The 20762-nt window shown below is 65.4% G+C and carries 19 protein-coding genes, 1 other RNA gene and 1 riboswitch; of the genes, 10 read left to right on the top strand and 10 right to left on the bottom strand.

The features are described 5' to 3' along the window. Positions 1-37 precede the first annotated feature (37 nt). Genes cobU through NCR93_RS03420 form a run of 4 tightly spaced genes read left to right on the top strand, consistent with a single transcriptional unit; the run spans position 38 to position 3423 of the window. Complete coding sequence (gene cobU / locus NCR93_RS03435; RefSeq protein ID WP_034472917.1) at positions 38-586, top strand: bifunctional adenosylcobinamide kinase/adenosylcobinamide-phosphate guanylyltransferase; 549 nt, start codon at positions 38-40, stop codon at positions 584-586. Positions 587-590: 4 nt separating this feature from the next. Further along, the gene (gene cbiB, locus NCR93_RS03430; RefSeq protein ID WP_175982790.1) at positions 591-1532 is read left to right on the top strand and encodes an adenosylcobinamide-phosphate synthase CbiB; all 942 of its coding nucleotides are present in this window, start codon (positions 591-593) and stop codon (positions 1530-1532) included. 5 nt (positions 1533-1537) lie between these two features. Then, the gene (gene cobD, locus NCR93_RS03425) at positions 1538-2533 is read left to right on the top strand and encodes a threonine-phosphate decarboxylase CobD (RefSeq protein WP_175982791.1); all 996 of its coding nucleotides are present in this window, start codon (positions 1538-1540) and stop codon (positions 2531-2533) included. Beyond that, positions 2530-3423 (top strand): cobalamin-binding protein, encoded by an 894-nt coding sequence (locus tag NCR93_RS03420; RefSeq protein WP_175982792.1) that lies wholly within the window; start codon positions 2530-2532, stop codon positions 3421-3423. The genes cobD and NCR93_RS03420 overlap by 4 nt, the downstream gene beginning before the upstream one ends. Here the strand turns inward: NCR93_RS03420 and NCR93_RS03415 are convergent, their stop codons facing one another. The 6 genes from NCR93_RS03415 to NCR93_RS03390 are packed head-to-tail and all read right to left on the bottom strand — an operon-like array spanning position 3424 to position 9480. Next, positions 3424-3993 carry a histidine phosphatase family protein gene (locus NCR93_RS03415; protein ID WP_008351088.1) on the bottom strand — a complete coding sequence of 190 codons (570 nt, stop codon included), beginning with the start codon at positions 3991-3993 and terminating at the stop codon, positions 3424-3426. Beyond that, the gene (locus NCR93_RS03410; protein WP_175982793.1) at positions 3978-4736 is read right to left on the bottom strand and encodes an adenosylcobinamide-GDP ribazoletransferase; all 759 of its coding nucleotides are present in this window, start codon (positions 4734-4736) and stop codon (positions 3978-3980) included. Before NCR93_RS03410 ends, NCR93_RS03415 begins: the two co-directional genes overlap by 16 nt. 1 nt (position 4737) lies before the next feature. Continuing rightward, positions 4738-5790, bottom strand: coding sequence for a nicotinate-nucleotide--dimethylbenzimidazole phosphoribosyltransferase (gene cobT, locus NCR93_RS03405; protein ID WP_175982794.1), 1053 nt, complete (start codon positions 5788-5790; stop codon positions 4738-4740). Between the two features lie 11 nt (positions 5791-5801). Then, positions 5802-6578, bottom strand: a complete 777-nt coding sequence (locus tag NCR93_RS03400; protein WP_175982795.1) for an ABC transporter ATP-binding protein — start codon at positions 6576-6578, stop codon at positions 5802-5804. Then, entirely contained in the window at positions 6575-7603 is a 1029-nt protein-coding gene (locus NCR93_RS03395) for a FecCD family ABC transporter permease (RefSeq protein ID WP_008351096.1), read from the bottom strand. Before NCR93_RS03395 ends, NCR93_RS03400 begins: the two co-directional genes overlap by 4 nt. Beyond that, positions 7600-9480: a TonB-dependent receptor domain-containing protein gene (locus NCR93_RS03390; RefSeq protein ID WP_175982796.1), complete on the bottom strand. Its 1881-nt coding sequence runs from the start codon at positions 9478-9480 to the stop codon at positions 7600-7602. The genes NCR93_RS03395 and NCR93_RS03390 overlap by 4 nt, the downstream gene beginning before the upstream one ends. A gap of 81 nt (positions 9481-9561) precedes the next feature. Beyond that, positions 9562-9859, bottom strand: a riboswitch (cobalamin riboswitch). 267 nt (positions 9860-10126) lie between these two features. On the opposite strand from NCR93_RS03390, the gene NCR93_RS03385 reads away from it, so the two are divergent. From NCR93_RS03385 to NCR93_RS03365, 5 genes are all read left to right on the top strand, one after another. Continuing rightward, positions 10127-10495, top strand: coding sequence for an ATPase (locus NCR93_RS03385; protein WP_008351100.1), 369 nt, complete (start codon positions 10127-10129; stop codon positions 10493-10495). After that, positions 10492-10806 (top strand): cell division protein ZapA, encoded by a 315-nt coding sequence (locus NCR93_RS03380; protein WP_008351102.1) that lies wholly within the window; start codon positions 10492-10494, stop codon positions 10804-10806. Before NCR93_RS03385 ends, NCR93_RS03380 begins: the two co-directional genes overlap by 4 nt. Positions 10807-10911: 105 nt before the next feature. Continuing rightward, a non-coding RNA gene (gene ssrS / locus NCR93_RS03375) (6S RNA) lies at positions 10912-11093 on the top strand. Positions 11094-11172: 79 nt separating this feature from the next. Beyond that, the gene (locus tag NCR93_RS03370) at positions 11173-11631 is read left to right on the top strand and encodes an EVE domain-containing protein (protein ID WP_008351103.1); all 459 of its coding nucleotides are present in this window, start codon (positions 11173-11175) and stop codon (positions 11629-11631) included. A 69-nt stretch (positions 11632-11700) separates the two neighbouring features. Continuing rightward, complete coding sequence (locus NCR93_RS03365; RefSeq protein ID WP_034472932.1) at positions 11701-12429, top strand: SIMPL domain-containing protein; 729 nt, start codon at positions 11701-11703, stop codon at positions 12427-12429. Positions 12430-12481: 52 nt separating this feature from the next. On the opposite strand, the gene lgt is transcribed toward NCR93_RS03365, so the two are convergent. After that, complete coding sequence (gene lgt, locus NCR93_RS03360) at positions 12482-13384, bottom strand: prolipoprotein diacylglyceryl transferase (protein ID WP_008351107.1); 903 nt, start codon at positions 13382-13384, stop codon at positions 12482-12484. A 38-nt stretch (positions 13385-13422) separates the two neighbouring features. Next, positions 13423-14340, bottom strand: coding sequence for a LysR family transcriptional regulator (locus tag NCR93_RS03355; RefSeq protein ID WP_175982797.1), 918 nt, complete (start codon positions 14338-14340; stop codon positions 13423-13425). 107 nt (positions 14341-14447) lie between these two features. On the opposite strand from NCR93_RS03355, the gene ilvD reads away from it, so the two are divergent. Further along, entirely contained in the window at positions 14448-16121 is a 1674-nt protein-coding gene (gene ilvD, locus NCR93_RS03350; RefSeq protein WP_175982798.1) for a dihydroxy-acid dehydratase, read from the top strand. 19 nt (positions 16122-16140) lie between these two features. Here the strand turns inward: ilvD and NCR93_RS03345 are convergent, their stop codons facing one another. Beyond that, positions 16141-20088 carry an autotransporter outer membrane beta-barrel domain-containing protein gene (locus tag NCR93_RS03345; RefSeq protein ID WP_239295372.1) on the bottom strand — a complete coding sequence of 1316 codons (3948 nt, stop codon included), beginning with the start codon at positions 20086-20088 and terminating at the stop codon, positions 16141-16143. A gap of 280 nt (positions 20089-20368) precedes the next feature. Next, entirely contained in the window at positions 20369-20707 is a 339-nt protein-coding gene (locus NCR93_RS03340) for a DUF2486 family protein (protein ID WP_008351113.1), read from the bottom strand. Between the last annotated feature and the right edge of the window lie 55 nt (positions 20708-20762).

The raw sequence follows: 20762 nt of genomic DNA, 5'->3' as shown, positions 1-20762 counted from the left end.
GCGACGCGCTATCTTAGCCCGTCAGTACAATATCGCGATGACCCCCGACCTCACTTTCATCCTCGGCGGCGCACGCTCCGGCAAGAGCGCGCACGCCGAACGGCTCGCCGCCGAAAGCGGCCTGCCCGTGACGTATATCGCGACTGCGCGCGTCGGCGACGCGGAGTTCGCCGAACGCGTGAAGCTGCATCGCGGGCGCCGGCCCGCACACTGGACGCTCGTCGAAGCGCCGCTCGATCTCGCGGGCGCGTTGCGCGAAGCGGATCGCGCGGGACATTGCGTGCTGATCGACTGCCTGACGCTGTGGCTCGCGAATCTGCTTTTTTCGAAAGAAGCGATGAGCGACGAAGTCGCCGTTCTGCCCGACAGCGCCCGCGATGCCTTCGCGCAATTCGACGCGGCGCTCGGGCAGACGAAAGGCAAAGTGATCGTCGTGAGCAACGAAATCGGGCTGGGCGTCGTGCCGCTCGGCTCCGTCACGCGTCTTTATGTCGATGAACTCGGCCGGCTGAATCAGCGCGTCGCGGCCGCGAGCACACGCGCGACGCTGATGGTCGCGGGCCTTCCGCTCGCGCTCAAGGGTTAGCGCGATGCTCCTTCTTTCCGCCTACGCAATGGCGCTTCTCGCCGTGCTCGGCGTGATCGTCGATCGCATCTTCGGCGAGCCGCGCGCGCGGCATCCGCTCGTCGGCTTCGGCAATCTCGCGACGAAGCTCGAAGCGCGCGTGAACACCGGCTTTCGCGCGCGGCCGGCGGGCATCCTCGCGTGGTTCGCGCTGGTCGCGCCGCCGGTCGGCATCGCGTGGTTTCTGGTCGGCGCGCTGCCGTTCACGTATGCGTGTCTCGTGCATGTTCTGCTGCTCTGGTTCGCCCTCGGCGCGAAAAGCCTGCGCCAGCACATCGCGCCGATCGCTCGCGCGTTGAGTTTCGGCGATATCGATCACGCGCGCGTGCTGACGTCGCGCATCGTGTCGCGCGATACATCCCAAGCCGATGAAAACGCGCTCTCGCGCGCTGCGGTCGAATCGGCGCTGGAAAACGGCAACGATGCGATCTTCGGCGCGCTCTTCTGGTTCGCGGTCGCGGGCGGCCCCGGCGCGCTGATGTTCCGCCTCGCCAACACGCTCGACGCGATGTGGGGTTATCGCACGCCGCGCTTTCTGCGTTTCGGCTGGGCGGCCGCGCGCTTCGACGATGTGCTCAACTTCATCCCCGCGCGCCTCACGGCCGCGACCTACGCGCTCGCCGGCGACACGCACATGGCGTGGCACTGCTGGCGCACGCAGGCGCGCTCGTGGGATAGCCCGAACGCGGGGCCGGTGATGGCCTCGGGGGCCGGCAGTCTCAACGTGCTGATCGGCGGCGCGGCGGTGTACCACGGCGTGCTCGAAACGCGTCCGACGCTCGGCGCGGGCCATCCGGCGACGGCGAAGCATGTCGTCGCGGCGTTGCGGCTCGTCGAGCGCGCGACATTGATGTGGCTCGCGGTGCTATTGATGATCGCGGTTCTGAGCGTAACGACGAGTGGCTGACTGACATGACGCAATCCATCCGGCACGGCGGCAATCTGCGCGAGGCCGCGCGCCGCTACGCGATATCTCTCGATGACTGGCTCGATCTGTCGACCGGCATCAATCCGCACGGCTATCCGGTGCCGCCCGTCGCGCCCGATGCGTGGCGGCGCCTGCCCGAAGACGACGACGGCCTTGCCGAAGACGCCGCGCGCTACTACGGCGCGCCGCTCGCGTTGCCGGTGGCGGGATCGCAGGCGGCGATACGCGCGTTGCCCGCGCTTTTGCGTCGCGGCACGGCGGCCGTCGCGCCGCTCACGTACGGCGAATACGCGCCCGCGTTCGCACGCGCGGGCCACGCGATCGCCACGCTCGACATCACGAAGCACGATTTGCCCGCTACGTTCGATCACGTCATTGTCGCCAATCCGAACAATCCGACGGCCGAGCGCGTCGCGCGCGACACGCTGCTTTCCTGGCACGAACAGCTTGCCTCGCGCGGCGGCACGCTGATCGTCGATGAAGCGTTCGCCGATACCGATCCCGCATCGTCGCTGGCGAGCGAGACGGCGCACGACGGGCTCGTCGTGCTGCGCTCGGTCGGCAAGTTTTTCGGGCTCGCGGGCATTCGCGCGGGTTTCGTGCTGGCCGCGCCCGCGCTCGCCGACGCGTTGCGCGACGCGCTCGGCGCATGGACCGTGAGCGGCCCGGCGCGACATGCGGTCGCCGCCGCTTTCGCCGATATCGCGTGGCAGCGCGAAATGCGCGAGCGTCTGCATCGCGATGGCGCGCGCCTTGCCGCATCGATCGCGATCTACGGTTTCGACGTGCGCGCGACGCCGCTTTTCGCGTGGACAGCGACGCCGAAAGCGCCCGAACTGCAACACGCGCTCGCGTTGCGCGGCATCTGGACGCGTCTTTTCGATCCGCCCGGCATGACGCCGAGCCTGCGCATCGGATTGCCAGGCGCGGAAGGCGACTGGGCGCGCCTGTCGCTCGCGCTGCGGGAGATTTGCGCGTGAGGTTGCGCCGTGCGATTGCCCTGCTGATCGGCTTCGCGGTGACGCAAGCGCATGCGATCACCGTCGTCGATGACAGCGGCGCGTCCGTCACGCTCGCGAAGCCCGCCGAACGTGTCGTCAGTCTCGCGCCGCATGTCACCGAGTTGCTGTTCGCGGCGGGCGGCGGCGCGCGCGTCGTCGGCGCGGTGACGTATAGCGATTATCCGAAAGAGGCGCAGGCGATTGCCCGCGTCGGCGACAACAAGGCGCTCGATCTCGAACGCATCGTCGCGTTGCATCCGGATCTGATCGTCGTGTGGCGGCATGGAAATGCGGCGCGTCAGACGGATCGGCTGCAGGCGCTCGGCGTGCCGATCTATTTCAGCGAGCCGAAGCATCTCGACGATATCGCGGCGAGCATCGGCAAGCTCGGCGCGCTGCTCGGCACGCAGAATGAGGCACGCGCCGCGTCCGATGCCTTCATGCGCGAGATTGCGCGATTGCGTGCGCGTTACGCGGAACGGCCGCGCGTGAGCGTGTTCTATCAGGTGTGGGACGATCCGTTGATGACGCTCAATCGCGACAACGTTTTCGACGAAGTGATCGGCTTGTGCGGCGGCGCGAACGTGTTCGCAGCTGAGAAACCGCGCGTGCCGACGATATCGACCGAAGCCGTGCTCGCGGCGAATCCGGAAGCGATCGTCATGGCGACACCCGGCGCGACGAAGCCCGATCGCCCGTTGCCCGCGCTCGAAAGATGGCGGCGCTGGACATCGATGACGGCGGTGGCGCGCGGCAATCTCTTCGGCATCGACGGCGATCTGATCAATCGGCCGACGCCGCGGCTTGCGCTGGGCGCGGATGAGCTGTGCCGCGATTTGGAAATCGCGCGCGAGCGGAGGACGAAGTAGTCAGGCGTTCCACCGCACAAGCAGCCACTGCCCGCGCACGCGCCTGAACCACGCGATCCCGCCGAAATCGAGCGGCCATTGCAACGCCGATTCACGCGCGACGCCGAGCAGATGCGCAGCAAGCACGCGCACGACGCCCGCATGCGCGACGACATGCACGGCCCGTTCATCGACACACGTCGCATCGAACCACGCGATCACGCGATGCGCGAACTGCGCGAGACTCTCGCCGCCGTGCGGACGCGCATGGGCGATATCGTCGGCCCATGCATCGATCAGCGCGCGATCGATCGCGTCCCACGCGCGCCCTTCCCACGCGCCGAAGTGCATTTCGGCCAGACGTGCGTCGGGATGAACGTCGCCGCCCAGCGCACGCGCGATCGAAGCGCAACGCACGAGCGGACTCGCGTGCCATCCATCGACGCATGGGGGCACGTTCAGCGCCTTCATGCGCGCCGTCAACGCGCTCGCCGATTCGCGCGCATCGCGCTGCAAAGGCACATCGGTTTGCCCGTAGCAAACGCCCGCATCGACGGCGACTTCCGGATGCCGGATCAGGACGAGATCCATGCGAGCCCTATGAGATAGATCGCGATCTCGAACGCTTGCTGCGCGAAACCGAGGCAATCGCCCGTGTAACCGCCAATGCGCCGCACGAAGTACCGTCCGATGAACAAGCGCAGAACGATCAGCGCGACGATCGTCACGCACGCGAGCTTCCAGTCGGTCACGAAGAGCCACGGCAGGCCGAACGCGAGCGCCAGCGCGAACGACGACACGCTCATGCGCTGCGCGACCGGCTTCGCCTTGCCTTCGGCGCGCACGTAATCGAGCGTGACGAGATAGCTGATTGCGAACGCGCGGCTCGCGGCGTGCGCGGCGATCATCGTCCACGCGACGCGTTGCGGCGGCAATGCGGCGAGCGTCTGCCATTTCAGCGCGAGCGCGATCATCAACGTAATCGCGCCGAACGCGCCGATGCGCGAGTCGTGCATGATGCGTAACGCGTCCTCGCGCGTGTATGCGCCGCCGAAGGCATCGACGCAATCGGCGAGTCCGTCTTCGTGAAACGCGCCGGTCAAGACGAGCGTCGCGGCCATCGAAAGCAGCACCGCGATGCCCGCCGGAAACACGCGCAACGCCGCGAGATACACCAGCGCCGCGACGCCGCCGACCATCGCGCCGACGAGCGGAAAATAGCGCGCCGCCGCGTTCAGATAGTCGCGCTCGAAGCCGACCCAGCGCGGCACCGGCACGCGCGTGAAATAGCCGAGCGCGGTGAAGAAATAGCGCAGTTCGTCGAGTGGGCGCATCTCAGTCGGCTTTATTCGAGACGCCCGCCGACTCGAAGCTCGCCATTTCGTCGACGAACGCGACGGCCGCGCGCAGGATCGGCAACGCGAGCGCCGCGCCCGTGCCTTCGCCCAGACGCAACTCGAGTTGCAGCAGCGGCGCGGCACCGAAATGCGCGAGCATCCGGCGATGCCCCGTCTCGTTCGATGCATGCGCGAACACGCAATAGTCGAGCACGTCAGGCGCGATCTTCGATGCAACCAGCAACGCGGAAGTCGCGATGAAACCATCGACGAGTATCGTCATGCCCGCGCACGCGGCGGCGAGATACGCGCCCGTCATCATCGCGATTTCGAAGCCGCCGAAGGTCGCGAGCGTGTCGATCGCATCGCCTTCATCGCGATGCAGCGCGAGCGCTTTAGACAGCACCTCGCGCTTGTGCGCGAGTCCTCGCTCGTCGAGACCGGTGCCGCGCCCGACGCACTCGTCGATCGAAAGAACGCACAGACGGCTCATCAAACATGCCGCCGCCGACGTATTCGCGATGCCCATTTCGCCGAAGCCGATCACGTTCGTGCCGAGCGACGCGTGATGCCGCACGCGCGCCGCGCCCCGCGCGATGCCTTCGAGCGCGGTCTCGCGCGACATCGCGCGTTCGTGCGCGAAGTTGCGCGTGCCGAGCCCGAGCGACAGACGCTCGTATCCATGATCGATGGGAATCGGCGTCGCGACGCCCGCATCGACGACTTCGAGCGTCATGCCGACCGAGCGCGACAGCGCGTTGATCGCGGCGCCGCCCGCCAGAAAATTCGCGACCATCTGCGCGGTCACTTCCTGCGGATACGAGCTCACGCCCTCTTTCGCGATGCCGTGATCGCCCGCGAAGACGATCATCGCGGGACGCTCGATGCGCGGCTTCGCCGTGCGTTGAATCAGGCCCATTTGCAGCGCGATGTCTTCGAGCCGCCCGAGACTGCCGGGCGGCTTCGTCTTCGTGTCGATGATGCGGCGCAGTTCGCCTTCGATGGCGCGGTCGAGCGCGCGGGGCATCGGGATGCCGTTATTCGTGGACATCGGAATTCCTTTCATGAGCGAGGGATGGAAGGCACGAGCGCTTCGTGCTCGCCATCGCGAATCAACGCGAGCGGATAGCCGAATGCGGCGCTCGCGCGTTCGGCCGTGAGCACGTCGGCGACGAGTCCCGCATGAGCGCCGCCGTTGCCGTCGAGCAGAAGCGCGTGTGTCGCGAAACGGCGCGCGAGATTCAGATCGTGGCACGAGAAGATTACGGTGCGCTTGTGCGCGCGCGCCGCGTCGCGCAACGCGTGCAGGCAATCGATCTGATGATGCAGGTCGAGATGCGAAAGCGGTTCGTCGAGCAACAGCAGCGACGCGTTCTGGCACAGCACGGCGGCGAGCGCGACACGCTGGCGTTCGCCGCCGGAAAGCGTCAGCACGTCGCGCGACGCGAACGATGCGAGACCCAACGTTTCGAGCGCGGCGTGCGCGGCGGCGCGATCCTCGTCGCTCTCCCAGCCCCAGCCGGTGAGATGCGGAAAGCGGTTGAGCAGCACGGTATCGAGCACGCTCGCGCTGAAGGCGTCGTGCGCGGCTTGCGGCATCAAAGCGCGTGCGCGCGCGAGTTCCGTCGCGCGCCATGACGCGAGCGCGCGGCCGTCGAGCGACACGCTGCCCGATGCGGCTTTCGCAATCCCGGCGAGCACGTTGATGAGCGTCGTCTTGCCCGCGCCGTTCGGCCCGGCGATGCACCACATTTCGCCCGCTTCGATCGACTGCGTGAGCCCGTCGATGAGCGTGCGCTTACCCGCGCGAAGCACGATGGCGTCGAGCCGCAAAATCATCGCGGCCTCCGCAGCAGCATCCACAGGAACATCGGGACGCCGATCAATGCCGTGACGACGCCGACCGGCAATTGCGCGGGCGCGATCACCGTGCGCGCGACGAGATCGGCGGCCATCACCGCGAGTCCGCCCGCGAGCGCGGCGGCGGGCACGAGCATGCGCTGATCGTTGCCGAACGCGAGGCGCAACAGATGCGGCACGACGAGCCCGACGAAGCCGATGGTGCCCGCCGTCGTCACGGCGGCCGCCGCCGCGATCGATGCGACGAGATACACGCGCAGACGCAAGCGCTCGACCGGCACGCCGAGCGCGCGCGCGGTCGTATCGCCGCGCAAGAGCACGTTCAGTTGCGGTGCGACGGGAACGATGACCGCGAGCACGACGGCGAGCGCGATCAGCGCGGGCCATGGCGCCGCCGCGCCGTTGAGATCGCCCGTCAGCCAGAAGATCATGCCGCGCAAACGGTTCTCGGGCGCGACGCTCAGGATCAGCGTGATGAGCGCGCCCCATCCCGATGCGATCACGACACCCGTCAGCAAGAGCCTCGGCGATGCGTCCTGTCCGCTTTGCCACAAGTCCTTGCGCGCGAGTCCGAGGACCAGAACGATCGATGCGAACGCGCCCGCGCAAGCCGCGATATCGACGCCCCACCACGGCAGCGACCCGAGCATCGCGGCAAGCGCGAAGGTCGCCGCGCCGCCGGATACGCCGAGCACGTACGGTTCCGCCAGCGGATTGCGCAACAGCACTTGCAGCAGCGCGCCGGCGAACGCGAGCAATGCGCCCGACGCGAAGCCCGCGAGCGCGCGCGGCAGACGCAAGGTCAGCACGATGTCATCGGCGATATCGGGCGTCGCCGAGTGCGCGTGAAAGAGCGCGCCGATCGCGCGCGATACGGGCAACGCGACGCTGCCCATCGCGAGCGACGCGACCAGCACGACGAGCGTCGCTGCGCCGAGCGCGATCCAGATCGCGGTGGCGCGGCTCGCGTCCATCGCGCGCGGACGTTCAGCCACGCGGCTCACGACGGATGCCAGCCCAACGTGATGTACGCGCCGCGTCGTGGCGTGTTGTACGAGTAGGCAAGTTCATAGTCCTTGTCGAACAGGTTGTCGATGCGCGCCGTGACGTACCACGACTTCGAGATGTCGTAGCGCGCCGACAGATTCACGATGCCGTAGCCCGCGAGCGTCGAATCGTAATCGCTGCGTTGACCGCTCACGATCCATTCGCCACCGACGCGCCACGGCCCGATCGTGCGATGCGCCGTCAGCGTCGCGAAATGCCGCGCGCGCCGCGTCAAATCCTCGTGATTCGTTTCGTCGACGGGATTCTGGAACGTGACGCCCGCGCGCACATCCGTTGCGCCGACGTGCCCCGCCCACGATCCCTCGATGCCCTGCACCTTCGCGCGCCCGACGTTCTGCGCGACATAGTAGAAGCCGCCGTCGGACACGTAATCGATCAAATTCGAATAGCGCGTCTCAAAAAGCGTCACGCGCACCACGCCGAGCGCATTCGATGCGTACTGCAACGCCGCCTCGACCGAATGACTGCGCTCCGGCTGAATCGACGGATTGCCGCTCAGCGGATAGTAGAGATCGTCGAAGCTCGGCGCGCGAAACGAGGCCGAATAGCTCGCGCTCGCCTTCCAGTGCGCGTCGAAGTTATACGCGTAGCCCAGATAGTAGCTGTTCGCGCCGCCGAAATCGGAATACTGATCGCGGCGCAGATTCGCCTGCAACTCGTTCGCGCCGATGTGCCCCACGTAACCCGCGAACATCGAATTCACATGACGGTCGGGCGCGCTGAACTGATCGGAATCGAGCGTCTGATCGAGATGCTCGTAGCCGAAGAGCAGCTTGTGCGCGTCGCTGATCCGCACGTCGTTCTGCCACGTATATTGCCGGTTCTCCGAATCGAAACGGCTCGTATAGACGCCGTTCTGCTCGATGTTCGCGCGGTCCTGTCCCTGCGCGATCGTGAAGTGCGCCGTCCAGTTATCCGTGACGCGGCCGTTCGCGAACACCGACGCCGAGCGCACGCGATCGTGCGTTTCGTTGATATCGGTCGGCTGGCCATAGGCATCGTCGAAACTGTTGATGCCGTTCGATTGCAGGAAGCGCACGCCCGCGTCCCACTTGTCGCTGAACTTGTGACGCAGCGTCGCCGCGACGCTCTCGTTCAGATAGCCGTTCGCGTTCGGATTGGCGCCGGGCGCGATTCCCGGATCGATCGACGAGAAGCCGTCGGTTTTCTCGCGCGAGACGTTCACGCTGAAGGTCGTGCGGCCGTCCTTGTCGAGCGCGCCGCTCACGCCCGCCGATTGCCGCTGCGTGTGATAGCTGCCGTACTCGGCCTCGAAGTTGAAGCGCGGCGGATGCGCCTCGCCTTCCTTCGTGAAGATCTGCACGACGCCGCCAATCGCATTCGATCCATAGAGCGCCGACACGTTGCCGTTCACGACCTCGACGCGCCCGATCTGGTCGAGCATCAATTGCGATAGCTGTGCCGCGCCGAGCGACGCCGATTCGACGCGCACGCCGTCGATCAGCACGAGCGATTGCGACGACGCCGCACCGCGTATGAAAAGCCCCGAGTTCGAGCCCGGTCCGCCGTTGCGCGTGATCTGCACGCCGGGCGCGAGCGCGACGAGTCCGAGCGCGTCGCTTGCGTTTGCATCGGCGATGTCCTGCTCGTCAAAAAGCGATGTCTGCGGAATCGATTCGGCAAGCGGCTGCGGCGCGCGCGTCGATGTGACGACGACGGGCGCAAGCGTTTGCGTGCCGTCTTCCGTCTGGGCCGCCTGTGCAGCGCCGGCGAACGGCAAGGCGCCGATGGCCGCAACGAGCGCGCCATGACGGGAGAGACCGCTTCTGAGCGCGGCCAGTGGCAATACCATGTGTGAAGTGTTCCGTTTCGCGTGAGCGCGACCCCGCTCCCCGCGAGGACGATGCGCGACGAACGCACCGCGCCATGCGCGCCGATGCGTCGGACTCCGGCCGGTATCCGGGCTGGCGATCAATCGTCTCGCCTTCCCGCGCATGGCGCGCAGTGGCATCGACACGTTTCTTGCAGTCGCGCGCGTGCGACGAATTTCGACACGCTCGCGCGGCAAAAACGCGCATGAGACGACTTGCAACTTGCGTTGCGGTCGCTTACCGTTGCGGGGGCAGCACAGGTTGGCTCGTCGTCGATTGCGGCGACTTCGCTCCCTGTTTCCCGTTTGACTGCATCCACGAGATCCGCGGATGCGAGCACCAAAAGTGCGGCAAGTGTAGGAGCGCGGTTCGGGGCCGTCAAGAAAACCGCGCGGCCAGACTGGCGCGGCGCATGACGAATCGAACGAGAAGCGAAAGAGAAGCGGCCGGCCTGTCATCACGAGCGTTGCGGGGCGCTCGCGTTTTCTGCACACGAATGCATCGCGACATGCGTTTGATTCGAAGGATTAAGCGCTAGATCGCGTGTTGTTACGTCTCGAAACGAGACATTTATCGGAAGCTCCGTTGAACCGCGCTAAAATGCGAGGTCTTTAGAGGACGCAGCACATGCTCAACGAACTCGAATCACTGTCAGGAAACATCGGCCGGCTGATCCAGATCAGCGAGCGCCATAAGCAGGCGCATCAAGCGCTGCAGGAACAACTCGAACAGCTGCGCGCCGACTATGCGAACGTGCAGGCCGAGCTCGCGCAAGTGCGCGAAGAGCGCGATACGCTGCAGTCCGAACGCGATTCGCTGTCCGCGAAAATCGACGACGCGCAAATCCGCCTGAACGCGATTCTCGAAAAGCTGCCGCGCGGCAAGTCCGCGCAACATGCCGAGTCCGACAATCAACTCGATCTCCTCGAAGCCGATTCCCGGGAAGCACATGAAACGGAATTGCACGGCGAGCATCATCAGGGAGAGAAGGCATGACGACCACGCAGATCGAAGTATCCATTCTCGGGCAGCCGTATCGTCTCGCGTGCTCGCCGGAAACCGAAGGCGCATTGCGTGAAGCCGTCGCGCGCGTCGACGCCGAAATGAACAAAGTGCGCAATGCAAGCAGCGTGCGCGGCACGGATCGCATCGCGGTGATGGCGGCGCTTTCGCTGGCGTCGGAATTGCTTAAGCTGCAGGACAGCGTGCGTCACGGCGAGGCCTTCCCCGCCGAAGAAATCCGCCGCACGATGCACTCGATGAACGAGCAATTGGGCGCGGTCATTGCGCAACACGAAGCGCAATAAGGCAGATGCGCGTCGAGTCAATCAGCGCGCAATGTCAATCGAAAAAAGAAACTGCCGAAGTAGGTTGAAGAGGCTGCAGAAGGCAAACGATTGGTGTAGAGTGACGTTTCCCTGCCTGGTACGCCAAGGTCATATATTCCTTGAACCAATGCTACATTGGCACGGTTGCGGAACCTTGCAGCACGGGCGCGCGCGTCGCTAGTCCGATGTACCCGAAGTGTTGCTTACCGCGACCAATCTTGAACCCAGGTTCAGGATGCCGGCCTAGCGGCTGTGGCGGGGACCTCATTCAAGAAACGGCATCGGTTTTTCCGATGCCGTTTTCGTTTGTCCCTGCCGTTCGCTCTTCGATTCATGCACACGACCATGCGCTACTGGCTGATGAAGTCCGAACCGGACGAAGCGAGCATCGATCATCTCGCGCACGCGCCGAAAAAGACCTTGCCGTGGACGGGCGTACGCAACTATCAGGCGCGCAACTTCATGCGCGATCAGATGCAGATCGGCGACGGCGTGCTCTTCTATCATTCGAGCTGCCCGGAGCCGGGCATCGCGGGCATCGCGAAAGTGTGTTCGACGGCATATCCGGATCCCACGCAATTCGATCCGAAGAGCGATTACTACGATCCGAAATCGACGCAGGAAACGCCGCGCTGGATGCTCGTCGACGTGAAGTTCGTGAAGAAGACGCCGCTCATATCGCTCGCCGCGTTGCGCGAACATCCAGAGCTTGCCGACATGCAAGTGCTCGCGCGCGGCAACCGGCTCTCGATCACGCCCGTGACCGAAGCGCAATGGCGATTTATTACCGAGCACCTCGTCTAACAAGGAACTTACGACTTCACGACTGCGACTAAATCCCGTCGCACGTACGCGATGTCACGGAGTCCTTCGATGCTCAATAAGAAAACCGCCGCCGCCTTCGCCCTGCTCGCGATGTCCGGTGCCGCGCTTACGTTGTCTCAAACCGCCGCTGCGCAGACGGTGATGACGCAGCCACAGCCCTCGGGCGTGCTCTCGCTCTCCGCACAAGCGAGCGCGCAAGTGCCGCAGGATGTCGTCAACATCACGCTCTTCTACGAACAGGAAGCGGCCGATCCGTCGTCGCTCACCAGCACGCTCAATCAGCGCGCCGAGGCCGCGTTACGCGAAGCCAAAGGTGTCGACGGCGTGACCGCGAAGAGCGGCTCGTTCACCGTCTATCCGTCGACGGATCGCGACGGCAAGATTTCCGCGTGGCGCGGGCGCACGGAAGTCGTGCTCGAATCGCATGACTTCGCGGCGGCATCGAAGCTCGCGGGCAAGATGAGTTCGTCGATGCAAGTGGGTAGCGTCGCGTTCTCGCTGTCGCCCGAAGCGCAGCGCGCGGCCGAGCAAAAGCTCGTCTCGCAAGCCATCGATTCGTTCCGCAAGCAGGCGCAAAGCGCCGCGCAAGGCTTCGGCTACAGCAATTTCACGATTCGGGAAGTGAATGTCGGACGGAGCGGCGCGCAGCCGCGTCCCGTCATGATGATGCAATCGCGCGCGATGAGCGCCGATGCGAAGATGGCCCCGATCGCGATGGAAGCCGGCACGACCACGGTGACAGTCGACGTTTCCGGCTCCGTACAAATGGGACGCTAAACGCCGTTCACGGTGTTCACGCGGGGCGGCGTTCGACCGCCCCGCTCTTTCCTCAAGCCTTTGCGGATTCGGGCGGCAGGCGCAGATTGCGCTTGTAGGCCCACACCATCATTACCACGCCGGCGACGATCATCGGCAGCGAAAGCCATTGGCCCATCGAGAGATTGAGCGCGAGCAAGCCGAGATAATCGTCCGGCTCACGCGCGAATTCCACGGTGAAGCGCGCGAGTCCATAACCGATCAGGAACAGCGCCGAAATCGCGCCGACCGGACGCTGCTTGCGCGAGAACGTCCAGATCACGATAAACAACACGAGCCCTTCCAGCGCGATTTCGTACAACTGCGACGGATGACGCGGCAGCATGTGGTAACGCTGAAAAATTTCCGTGAGGTGATACTGCGCGTCGAGCTGCGGATTCTTCGAGAGCCACACGGCGTCGTCGTTCGTCGAGTTCTGGAAGAGCATCGCCCACGGCGCGTTCGGGTCCGTCACGCGGCCCCACAGCTCGCCGTTGATGAAATTGCCGAGTCGCCCCGCCGCGAGACCGAGCGGCACCATCGGCGCGACGAAATCCGTCACCTGCAGCCACGTGCGCTTGCGGTGATACGCGAACAGCACCATCGCGAGCGTCACGCCGAGAAAGCCGCCGTGAAACGACATTCCGCCTTCCCATACCTTGAAGATATCGAGCGGATGCGCGGCGTAATAACTGGCCTTGTAAAACAGCACGTAGCCAATGCGCCCGCCCAGAATCGTGCCGAGCACGCCGTAGAACAGCATGTCGTCGATGTCCTTCACGGTCCAGCCTTGCGCGGCGACATAAGGCAGCCGCAGCCGCAACCGGCCGATGACGATGGCCGACACGAACGCCACCAGGTACATGAGGCCGTACCAGCGCACGGCGAGCGGTCCGAGATGAATCGCGATGGGATCGAAATTGGGATGTATGAGCATTCTGATGTGGGAATCTTTAAGCGGGCTACAGGGGCGAATCATACAGAACCGGCGCTTTCGGCCCTCGAACGCACGATTTCGATGAACCCGGCGAGCACCGGACTCACTTCCGCGATCCGCCATACCAGCCCCGTTTCCACGAAAGGACCGGGATCGAGCAGCGGACGATACACGACGCCCGTGCGCCTTAGATGACGCAGCGATTGCGGCACGAGCGCGACGCCCATGCCGGCGGACACGAGGCTCACGATGGTCTGCATCTGGATCGCCTCCTGGCCGATACGCGGCGTGAGCCCGGCCGCGCCATAGCAGCCCATGATGATGTCGTGCAAGCCGGGCGCGAGACGCCTCGGAAAGACGACGAGCGGCGCGGCGGCGAGATCGTGCAGGTCGACGGGTTCGTCTTCGCCCGAGTTCAGCTCTTGCGCCTGCTTCTCGGACATCGCGATCATCAGCGGCTCGCGCGCGATCGGCACATACTCGAGCGACGACGCGTAACGCGGCGGCAGCGGCGGAATGACGAGGCCCGCATCGACGCGCCCGGCGACGAGTTCGTCGATCTGCACGTCGCTCGTCGCTTCGGTCAGTTGCAGACGCACGCCGGGATGACGCGCACCGAAATCGCGCAGCAGCGCCGGCAGAAGCCCGTAATCGGCGGTGGAGACGAACGCGAGCGACAGCACGCCCGCCTCGCCGCGCGCGAGCGATTGCGCGAGCGGACGCAGCGCATCGGCGGATGCGAGCAGGCGGCGCACTTCCGGCAACAGATCCTTGCCGACGGGCGTCAGCTCCACGGTCCGTTTCGTGCGCACGAAAAGCGCGACGCCGAGCGATTCTTCCAGCGCGCGGATCGCCTGCGAGAGCGGCGGCTGCGTCATCGCGAGGCGCGCGGCGGCACGGCCGAAGTGCATCTCTTCGGCGACCGTCACGAAATAACGCAGGAGTCGTAGTTCCATTGATATGTTTTGCGACCTAGTAAGCCCTGAATAATATATTGGACAGACACATAGCGCGGTTGCATTCTTGCTGCATCAAATCAAGAACATCCCCTCAGGAGCACACCATGGCCTTCAATCGCCGCTCGAAGCACATTACTCAGGGCGTCGCGCGCTCGCCCAATCGCTCGATGTATTACGCCCTCGGCTACAAGGAGGAGGACTTCGACAAGCCGATGATCGGCGTCGCCAATGGCCACTCGACGATCACGCCGTGCAACGCGGGCTTGCAGCGCCTCGCGGACGCCGCCGTCGAATCGATCAGGAAATCCGATGCGAATCCGCAGATTTTCGGCACGCCGACGATCTCCGACGGCATGTCGATGGGCACCGAAGGCATGAAGTACTCGCTCGTGTCGCGCGAGGTAATCGCGGACTGCGTCGAGACCGCGGTGCAAGGCCAGTGGATGGACGGCGTCGTCGTGATCGGCGGCTGCGACAAGAACATGCCGGGCGGCATGATCGGCATGGCGCGCATGAACGTGCCGTCGATCTATGTGTATGGCGGCACGATTCGCCCCGGCAACTGGAAGGGCAAGGATCTGACGATCGTGTCGTCTTTCGAGGCGGTCGGCGAGTTCACCGCGGGGCGCATGTCGGAGGAGGATTTCAAGGGCGTCGAGAAGAACGCGTGCCCGTCGACCGGCTCGTGCGGCGGCATGTACACGGCGAACACGATGAGCTCGTCGTTCGAGGCGCTCGGCATGTCGCTGATGTATTCGTCGACGATGGCGAATCCGGATCAGGAAAAGGTCGATTCCGCGGCCGAATCGGCGCGCGTACTCGTCGAAGCGGTGAAGAGGGATCTGAAGCCGCGCGACATCATCACGAAGAAGTCGATCGAGAACGCGGTGGCGCTCATCATGGCGACGGGCGGCTCGACGAACGCCGTGCTGCACTATCTCGCCATCGCGCACGCGGCGGACGTGGAATGGAGCATCGACGACTTCGAGCGCATGCGCAAGAAAGTGCCGGTCATCTGCGATCTGAAGCCTTCCGGTCAATATGTCGCGACAGACTTGCACAAAGCCGGCGGCATTCCGCAAGTGCTGAAGATCCTGCTCGACGCGGGTCTCTTGCACGGCGACTGCATCACGATCACCGGCCGCACGATGGCCGAAGAACTGAAGGACGTGCCGAGCAAGCCGCGCGCGGATCAAAAGGTCATCTTCCCGATCCAACAGGCGCTTTACAAGGAAGGGCATCTCGCGATCCTGCGCGGGAATCTCGCGGAAGACGGCGCGGTCGCGAAGATCACGGGCCTGAAGAATCCGGTCATCACGGGTCCTGCGCGCGTGTTCGACGACGAGCAAAGCGCGATGGACGCCATTCTCAGCGACAAGATCAAAGCTGGCGACATTCTCGTGCTGCGCTATCTGGGGCCGGTCGGCGGTCCGGGCATGCCGGAGATGCTCGCGCCGACATCGGCGATCATCGGCAAGGGGCTGGGCGAATCCGTCGGCTTCATCACCGACGGGCGTTTCTCGGGCGGCACCTGGGGCATGGTGGTCGGCCACGTCGCGCCGGAAGCGTTCGCGGGCGGCACCATCGCGCTCGTGCAGGAAGGCGATTCGATCACCATCGACGCGCACAAGCTGCTTCTGCAACTGAACGTGGATGACGCCGAACTCGCGCGCCGCCGCGCCGCGTGGAAGCAGCCCGCGCCGAAGTACACGCGCGGCGTGCTGGCGAAATTCGCGGCGCTCGCGGGGCCGGCGAACAAGGGCGCGGTGACGGGTTGACGCGCAACCGGCGCGCGCGTCACCAGATGTAGCGCGCGCCGAGCAGCCCTTCGTAGCTCCGATAACCGCCGTCGCCTTGCTGATAGCCGAGATTGCCCCACACGCGCCACTGTTTCGCGATCTGGCCTTGCGCGCCGAGCTTGAACTCCATGCGATTTCTCGGGCCGTCCTGCGACACGCGCACGTCGTTGAACGAAACCGAGGAAAGCTGCGTGTCGTGCCACCAGTTGATTTCCGCGAACGGCAGCCATCCGGGCGACGCCGCCGAGCCTGGCGCGTGAAAGATCCGCACGCCGACGCGCGTCGTGAATCCGCCGCCATCGTCGCTGCGAATCACCGTTCCGTTGTGCTCGACGTGATCGCCGGCGTGATAGTTCGTGTAGATCAACTGAAGCTGCGGCTCGACGAGCACCGGTCCCGTCGATGTCTGCCCGAGCGCGAAGGCCCAGCCGCCTTCGAGCGATCCCGCCCACACGCTGCTCGAATAATTCTCGCCCGGCAGATCCGCGCCCTTCACGGTGTTGTCGAAGTGGGCGTACTGCAGCCAGGTGTCGACGTACGGGCCATCGGCTGACCAGGCATTGCCGCGCCACGTCGCGTAGACGCCCGCGCTCGCCCCGTTGACGTTGCCGCGCGCGGTCGCGGAACTGTTCTGCGCGGTCGCATCGGTGGTGGACGAGCCGTAGCCCGCCATCACGCCCGCCTGCCAGCGATGCCCGTCCGACACCCGATGCAGCAGGTCGATGCCCGCCTGCACGAGCGCGGTGTCCGTCGATTCGCCGATACGCCCGCTGGCCGCGTCGCTGTCGGTATGCGCGCCTCTCGTGCGCGCCCAGGCCGTCGCGTTATCGGCGTCCGGCGGTAGCGCGGCGTAGGAATCGGCGAAGCCTGCGCGATCGTGCAGTGTCATCGTGAACATCGTTTCGGCCGAGCGCTGATTGCCGAGGTAAGCGCCCGGCTCCGGGCGCGGCGTCGGCGCCGAACGCAGATACCAGTCGCCATCGTCCGGCGTCGCCAGGCCGCCTTGCCGCAGACTGTATTCGTACGGACCCGCGACCACGCGGCCGTCAAGCGTGAACACGCCGTTCGATTGCCCGTCCACCTGGACGATCTCGATGCCGTTCGCCGTTTGCGCGCCCGCGCCGCCCGCATTTGCGATTGCGACCCGCGTCTGCCCCGCCGTGCCGCCGTGTACGACAAGTCTGTCGGTCGCCGATCCGTCGCCCGCGAGCACCGTGGAGAGCGCCATCCGGCCGTTGTTGCCGGTGTAATCGCCCGCGACGGTCAGCGTGCTCGCGGGCGCGGCGCTCGCCATGCGAATCTCGCCGTTGTTCGTGAGCGCGCCGCCGATGAGGAATTGTCCCGCCGGACCGCCCGCGAAACCCGGCGCGGCATCGGCTATGGCCAGCACGCCGTTGTTGAGCACCGCGCCGCCCACCGAGCCATAGCCGCCGAAGGTCGCGCTCGGAGCCACGCTTACCTGAGACGTATTCGCGAGCCGCGCGCCGTCGGTCAACACCAGCGCGCCGGCATCGACGCGCGTGGCGCCGCTGTAGGTTTGCGCGTTGGTCAACGTGACGACGCCGCTGCCTTGCTGAACGACATCGCCCGTGCCGCTGATCGTGTTGCGGAAGATCACGTTGTCGGCGCGGTCGAAGACGAGCGCGCCGTCATCGACGACGTTCCCGGCGACGCTGCCCGTCGTCCCGCCCGCGCCGAGCCGCAGCGCGCCCGAAGCAATCGTCGTCGTGCCGGTGAACGTGTTGTCGCCGCTCAGCGTCAGCGTGGCCGCGCCGCTCTTCGTCAAACTGCCTGCGCCGCCGATCGTGCCGCTGAACGTCGAATCGGCCGCGCTGTTCACGCTCAGCGCACCGCCGGCGAGCGTCACATTGCCCGCGCCGGCGAGATCGCTGACGTGCTGATCGAAACCGCGCAGATCGAAGATCGCGCCCGCCGCCACCGCGAGCTGCGAACTTCCCGCGATCACGTCGCGCGCGCCCGCGGCGAGCGTGCCGGCATCGATCAGTGTCGCGCCGGTATAGCCGTTCGCCGCCGACAGGATCAACGTGCCCGCGCCCTTCTTCGTCAACGTCCGGCCGTCCCAGCCGCTCGCGAACCGGCCAGTCTGGTCGTTGAGCGCGACATCGGCATTGAAGGTATCCGCCGCGCCTGCGAGCGTGAACGCGCCGTCGCCCTGTGCCGCGCCTGCGAGCCAGCGCAGGCCGAAGCCGACTTCGTAGTCGAGCCCGTTGTTGGTCTTCGCGCCGGCGAGCGTCAGATAATCGACGGGACTCGCCGTGCCGCCGAACCCGACGCTCGCGAAATCGCCTGCGATACCGCCGCTCGTATGGATGATGTCAAAGCGCGTGCTCGTGAGCGCGCTCGCGGAATCCGGCGCGCTCGCGCCGAAGCCGCTCACGTTCAGCGCGCCGCCGAGACTCGCGCTCGCCGCCGTGATGATCGGCTGGGCCTGTCCGATGGCGATCGTCAGCGCTGCGCCCGGCGCCTGGCTGAAGTTCGTCGCGACGTTCAGCGTCGAATCCGCGGCGATGGCGGTCGTCGCGCCCGGCTGCGTCGCATAGCTGCCCGCATTGAACGCGCCCGGCTGATTCAGCGCGAGCGTGCCCGCTTGCACGTTTACCGCGCCTTGCGACGATCCCGCTGCTGTCAGCGCGGCGGTGCCGCTGCCCGCCTGCACGAGCGTGCCCGTTCCCGTTATCGCGCCGTCGAACGAAAAGGCGTCGCTGCGATTGAACCGAAGCAGGCCGTCATTGACGACATTGCCCGTCACGATGCCGGCCGCGCCGCCCGTGCCGAGCGTGAGCGAGCCCGAAGACCTTACCGTCGTGCCGCCGCCGTTCTGAATGACCGCGCCGCCGAGCGTCAGCGCGCCTTCGACATCGAGCGCCGCTGAGGATGTCCCGCCCATCAGCACCGTGCCGTTGAGCGTCCAGTCGCTGCCCGCGCGCGGGTTCAGCCGGACGAAGCCATGTTCGGGACTTGCGAAGAAGTTCCCCGACTCCGTGTTGGTGCCCGTCAGGATGATCGAATTGTCTGTGCTCTGGCTGGTGATGGCGTTGCCATTGCCGCTTATCAGCCGCGAACCCGCGCCGAGCGTCACGACGTTGTTCGGGCCGAATAGCAGAATGGCCGTTTCCGACCCGCTGGCAATGACGCCGGCGTTATCGAGCGTGCTCCCGCTTTGGAGCCGCACGCCCGCCCCGATCGTGCTGCGGATCACGCCCGTGGCGCCATTGCGTACCTCCATGGGAAGGCCGCTTCTGCCGAGAATGCCTTCGTGATAGGCATCGATGAGTCCGTCATTGTGGATCACCGCCGTTCCGGCACTCACGAGGATCCCGCTGCCGTTATCCTGATCGCCCATACCCGAGCGGATGACCGCCCCGGCGTGATTGTCCACGGTCACGTTGCCCGTCGATCCGAGGAGAATGCCGTCCGTGCTGGCCGTCACCGCCGAGTTGGCGTTGAGCGTTCCGAAGTTGTCGACGGTCCCGCTCGCCGCGCCCAAGTAGGTAATTGCATGGCTGATACGCGCGCTGACATCGCCGCGATTGACGATATTGTTGGCTGCACCGTTGTTGTTGAAGAGGATGCCGTGCGTATGGCCCAGCGCCGCGCCGGACACCTGATTGACGAGCGATCCGGGCACGTCGAACACAACTGCCGCCGCGATGTTGTCCGTAGAACTGATGATCGAACCCGCGTTCGACATGGTTACGGGCGCAATGCCTTCGACGTTGATGGCGTTGCCCGATGAGGTCGTGATCGCGGTGCCGGGCTTGATCAGGTAGGACGTGTCGGTGGAAACCGTCTGCGTGGCCGAGCTTGGCCCGAGTGTCGTGACGGCGTGCGCCGACATCGCGAAAAGAAGGAGCACGGCGGCGTAATGAGGACGCCGTTCAGTAAAGAATGGCCGGTCCCGCCCGCGATATCGTTGTTTGCTCATGCGCTGGACGACTCCGTGCCACCGACGTCCCAAGGCGTGCATCACGACTGCGAGTCACGCGCTCATCGCTGTATCTGGTCGAAGCATTGGCAGTATAGGTAAACGCCCGTCGAATTTCGGCGTCATCCTCTTTGTAACGATATGCGTGGCAGGCGAACATGATCAGTTCGCCAAAAGAAATAGCGCAACAATCGAACGCGCGCGTTCGACTGGAGAAACAGGGTGTCGCCGGGATCAGGTTATCGCGTGCCGGGCGGAGATACCGTCGCCGCGATAGAACTCATTCGCCGCGCTGACGGCGCAACTCTTCCTCGACTGCATCGCGCACCCATTCGCTCATCCGGCCTTCGAGCGCCATCGCGACTTCGCGCGTGATCGCCGAGACGAGTTGCGTCGAATGTTCGCGCAGCACTTCGCGGCAGCGTTCTTCGATGAGCGCGCGCGCATCGCCTGTCAGGAAGTTCGTGAAGCGGCCGCGCAGCCGCTCGGCGATCTGGTCCGCGTCGTATTCGATCGCGGCGTTGATCGACGGCGCGCGCGCGTATTCCGGCTTGCCGGGCACGACGACATCGGTCAGCGTCGGAATGGAGGAATCGAAGGATTCGGGCTTGTCGGTCATCTCGGGTGGTCTCCTTTGTCACTGCCAGCGTAGCGCACGCAACGCGCGCTTTCTG

The organism is Caballeronia sp. ATUFL_F1_KS39 (assembly GCF_023630985.1).
Lineage (GTDB): Bacteria > Pseudomonadota > Gammaproteobacteria > Burkholderiales > Burkholderiaceae > Caballeronia > Caballeronia zhejiangensis.
This window is presented reverse-complemented; position numbering and strand designations above follow the sequence as displayed.

Bases quoted from the DNA above. Each gene is read 5' to 3' on its own strand.
- cobU (WP_034472917.1), top strand. From the start codon at position 38: ATGACCCCCGACCTCACTTTCATCCTCGGCGGCGCACGCTCCGGCAAG.
- cbiB (WP_175982790.1), top strand. From the start codon at position 591: ATGCTCCTTCTTTCCGCCTACGCAATGGCGCTTCTCGCCGTGCTCGGC.
- cobD (WP_175982791.1), top strand. From the start codon at position 1,538: ATGACGCAATCCATCCGGCACGGCGGCAATCTGCGCGAGGCCGCGCGC.
- NCR93_RS03415 (WP_008351088.1), bottom strand. From the start codon at position 3,993: ATGGATCTCGTCCTGATCCGGCATCCGGAAGTCGCCGTCGATGCGGGC.
- NCR93_RS03410 (WP_175982793.1), bottom strand. From the start codon at position 4,736: ATGCGCCCACTCGACGAACTGCGCTATTTCTTCACCGCGCTCGGCTAT.
- cobT (WP_175982794.1), bottom strand. From the start codon at position 5,790: ATGTCCACGAATAACGGCATCCCGATGCCCCGCGCGCTCGACCGCGCC.
- NCR93_RS03400 (WP_175982795.1), bottom strand. From the start codon at position 6,578: ATGATTTTGCGGCTCGACGCCATCGTGCTTCGCGCGGGTAAGCGCACG.
- NCR93_RS03390 (WP_175982796.1), bottom strand. From the start codon at position 9,480: ATGGTATTGCCACTGGCCGCGCTCAGAAGCGGTCTCTCCCGTCATGGC.
- NCR93_RS03385 (WP_008351100.1), top strand. From the start codon at position 10,127: ATGCTCAACGAACTCGAATCACTGTCAGGAAACATCGGCCGGCTGATC.
- NCR93_RS03380 (WP_008351102.1), top strand. From the start codon at position 10,492: ATGACGACCACGCAGATCGAAGTATCCATTCTCGGGCAGCCGTATCGT.
- NCR93_RS03370 (WP_008351103.1), top strand. From the start codon at position 11,173: ATGCGCTACTGGCTGATGAAGTCCGAACCGGACGAAGCGAGCATCGAT.
- NCR93_RS03365 (WP_034472932.1), top strand. From the start codon at position 11,701: ATGCTCAATAAGAAAACCGCCGCCGCCTTCGCCCTGCTCGCGATGTCC.
- lgt (WP_008351107.1), bottom strand. From the start codon at position 13,384: ATGCTCATACATCCCAATTTCGATCCCATCGCGATTCATCTCGGACCG.
- NCR93_RS03355 (WP_175982797.1), bottom strand. From the start codon at position 14,340: ATGGAACTACGACTCCTGCGTTATTTCGTGACGGTCGCCGAAGAGATG.
- ilvD (WP_175982798.1), top strand. From the start codon at position 14,448: ATGGCCTTCAATCGCCGCTCGAAGCACATTACTCAGGGCGTCGCGCGC.
- NCR93_RS03345 (WP_239295372.1), bottom strand. From the start codon at position 20,088: ATGAGCAAACAACGATATCGCGGGCGGGACCGGCCATTCTTTACTGAA.
- NCR93_RS03340 (WP_008351113.1), bottom strand. From the start codon at position 20,707: ATGACCGACAAGCCCGAATCCTTCGATTCCTCCATTCCGACGCTGACC.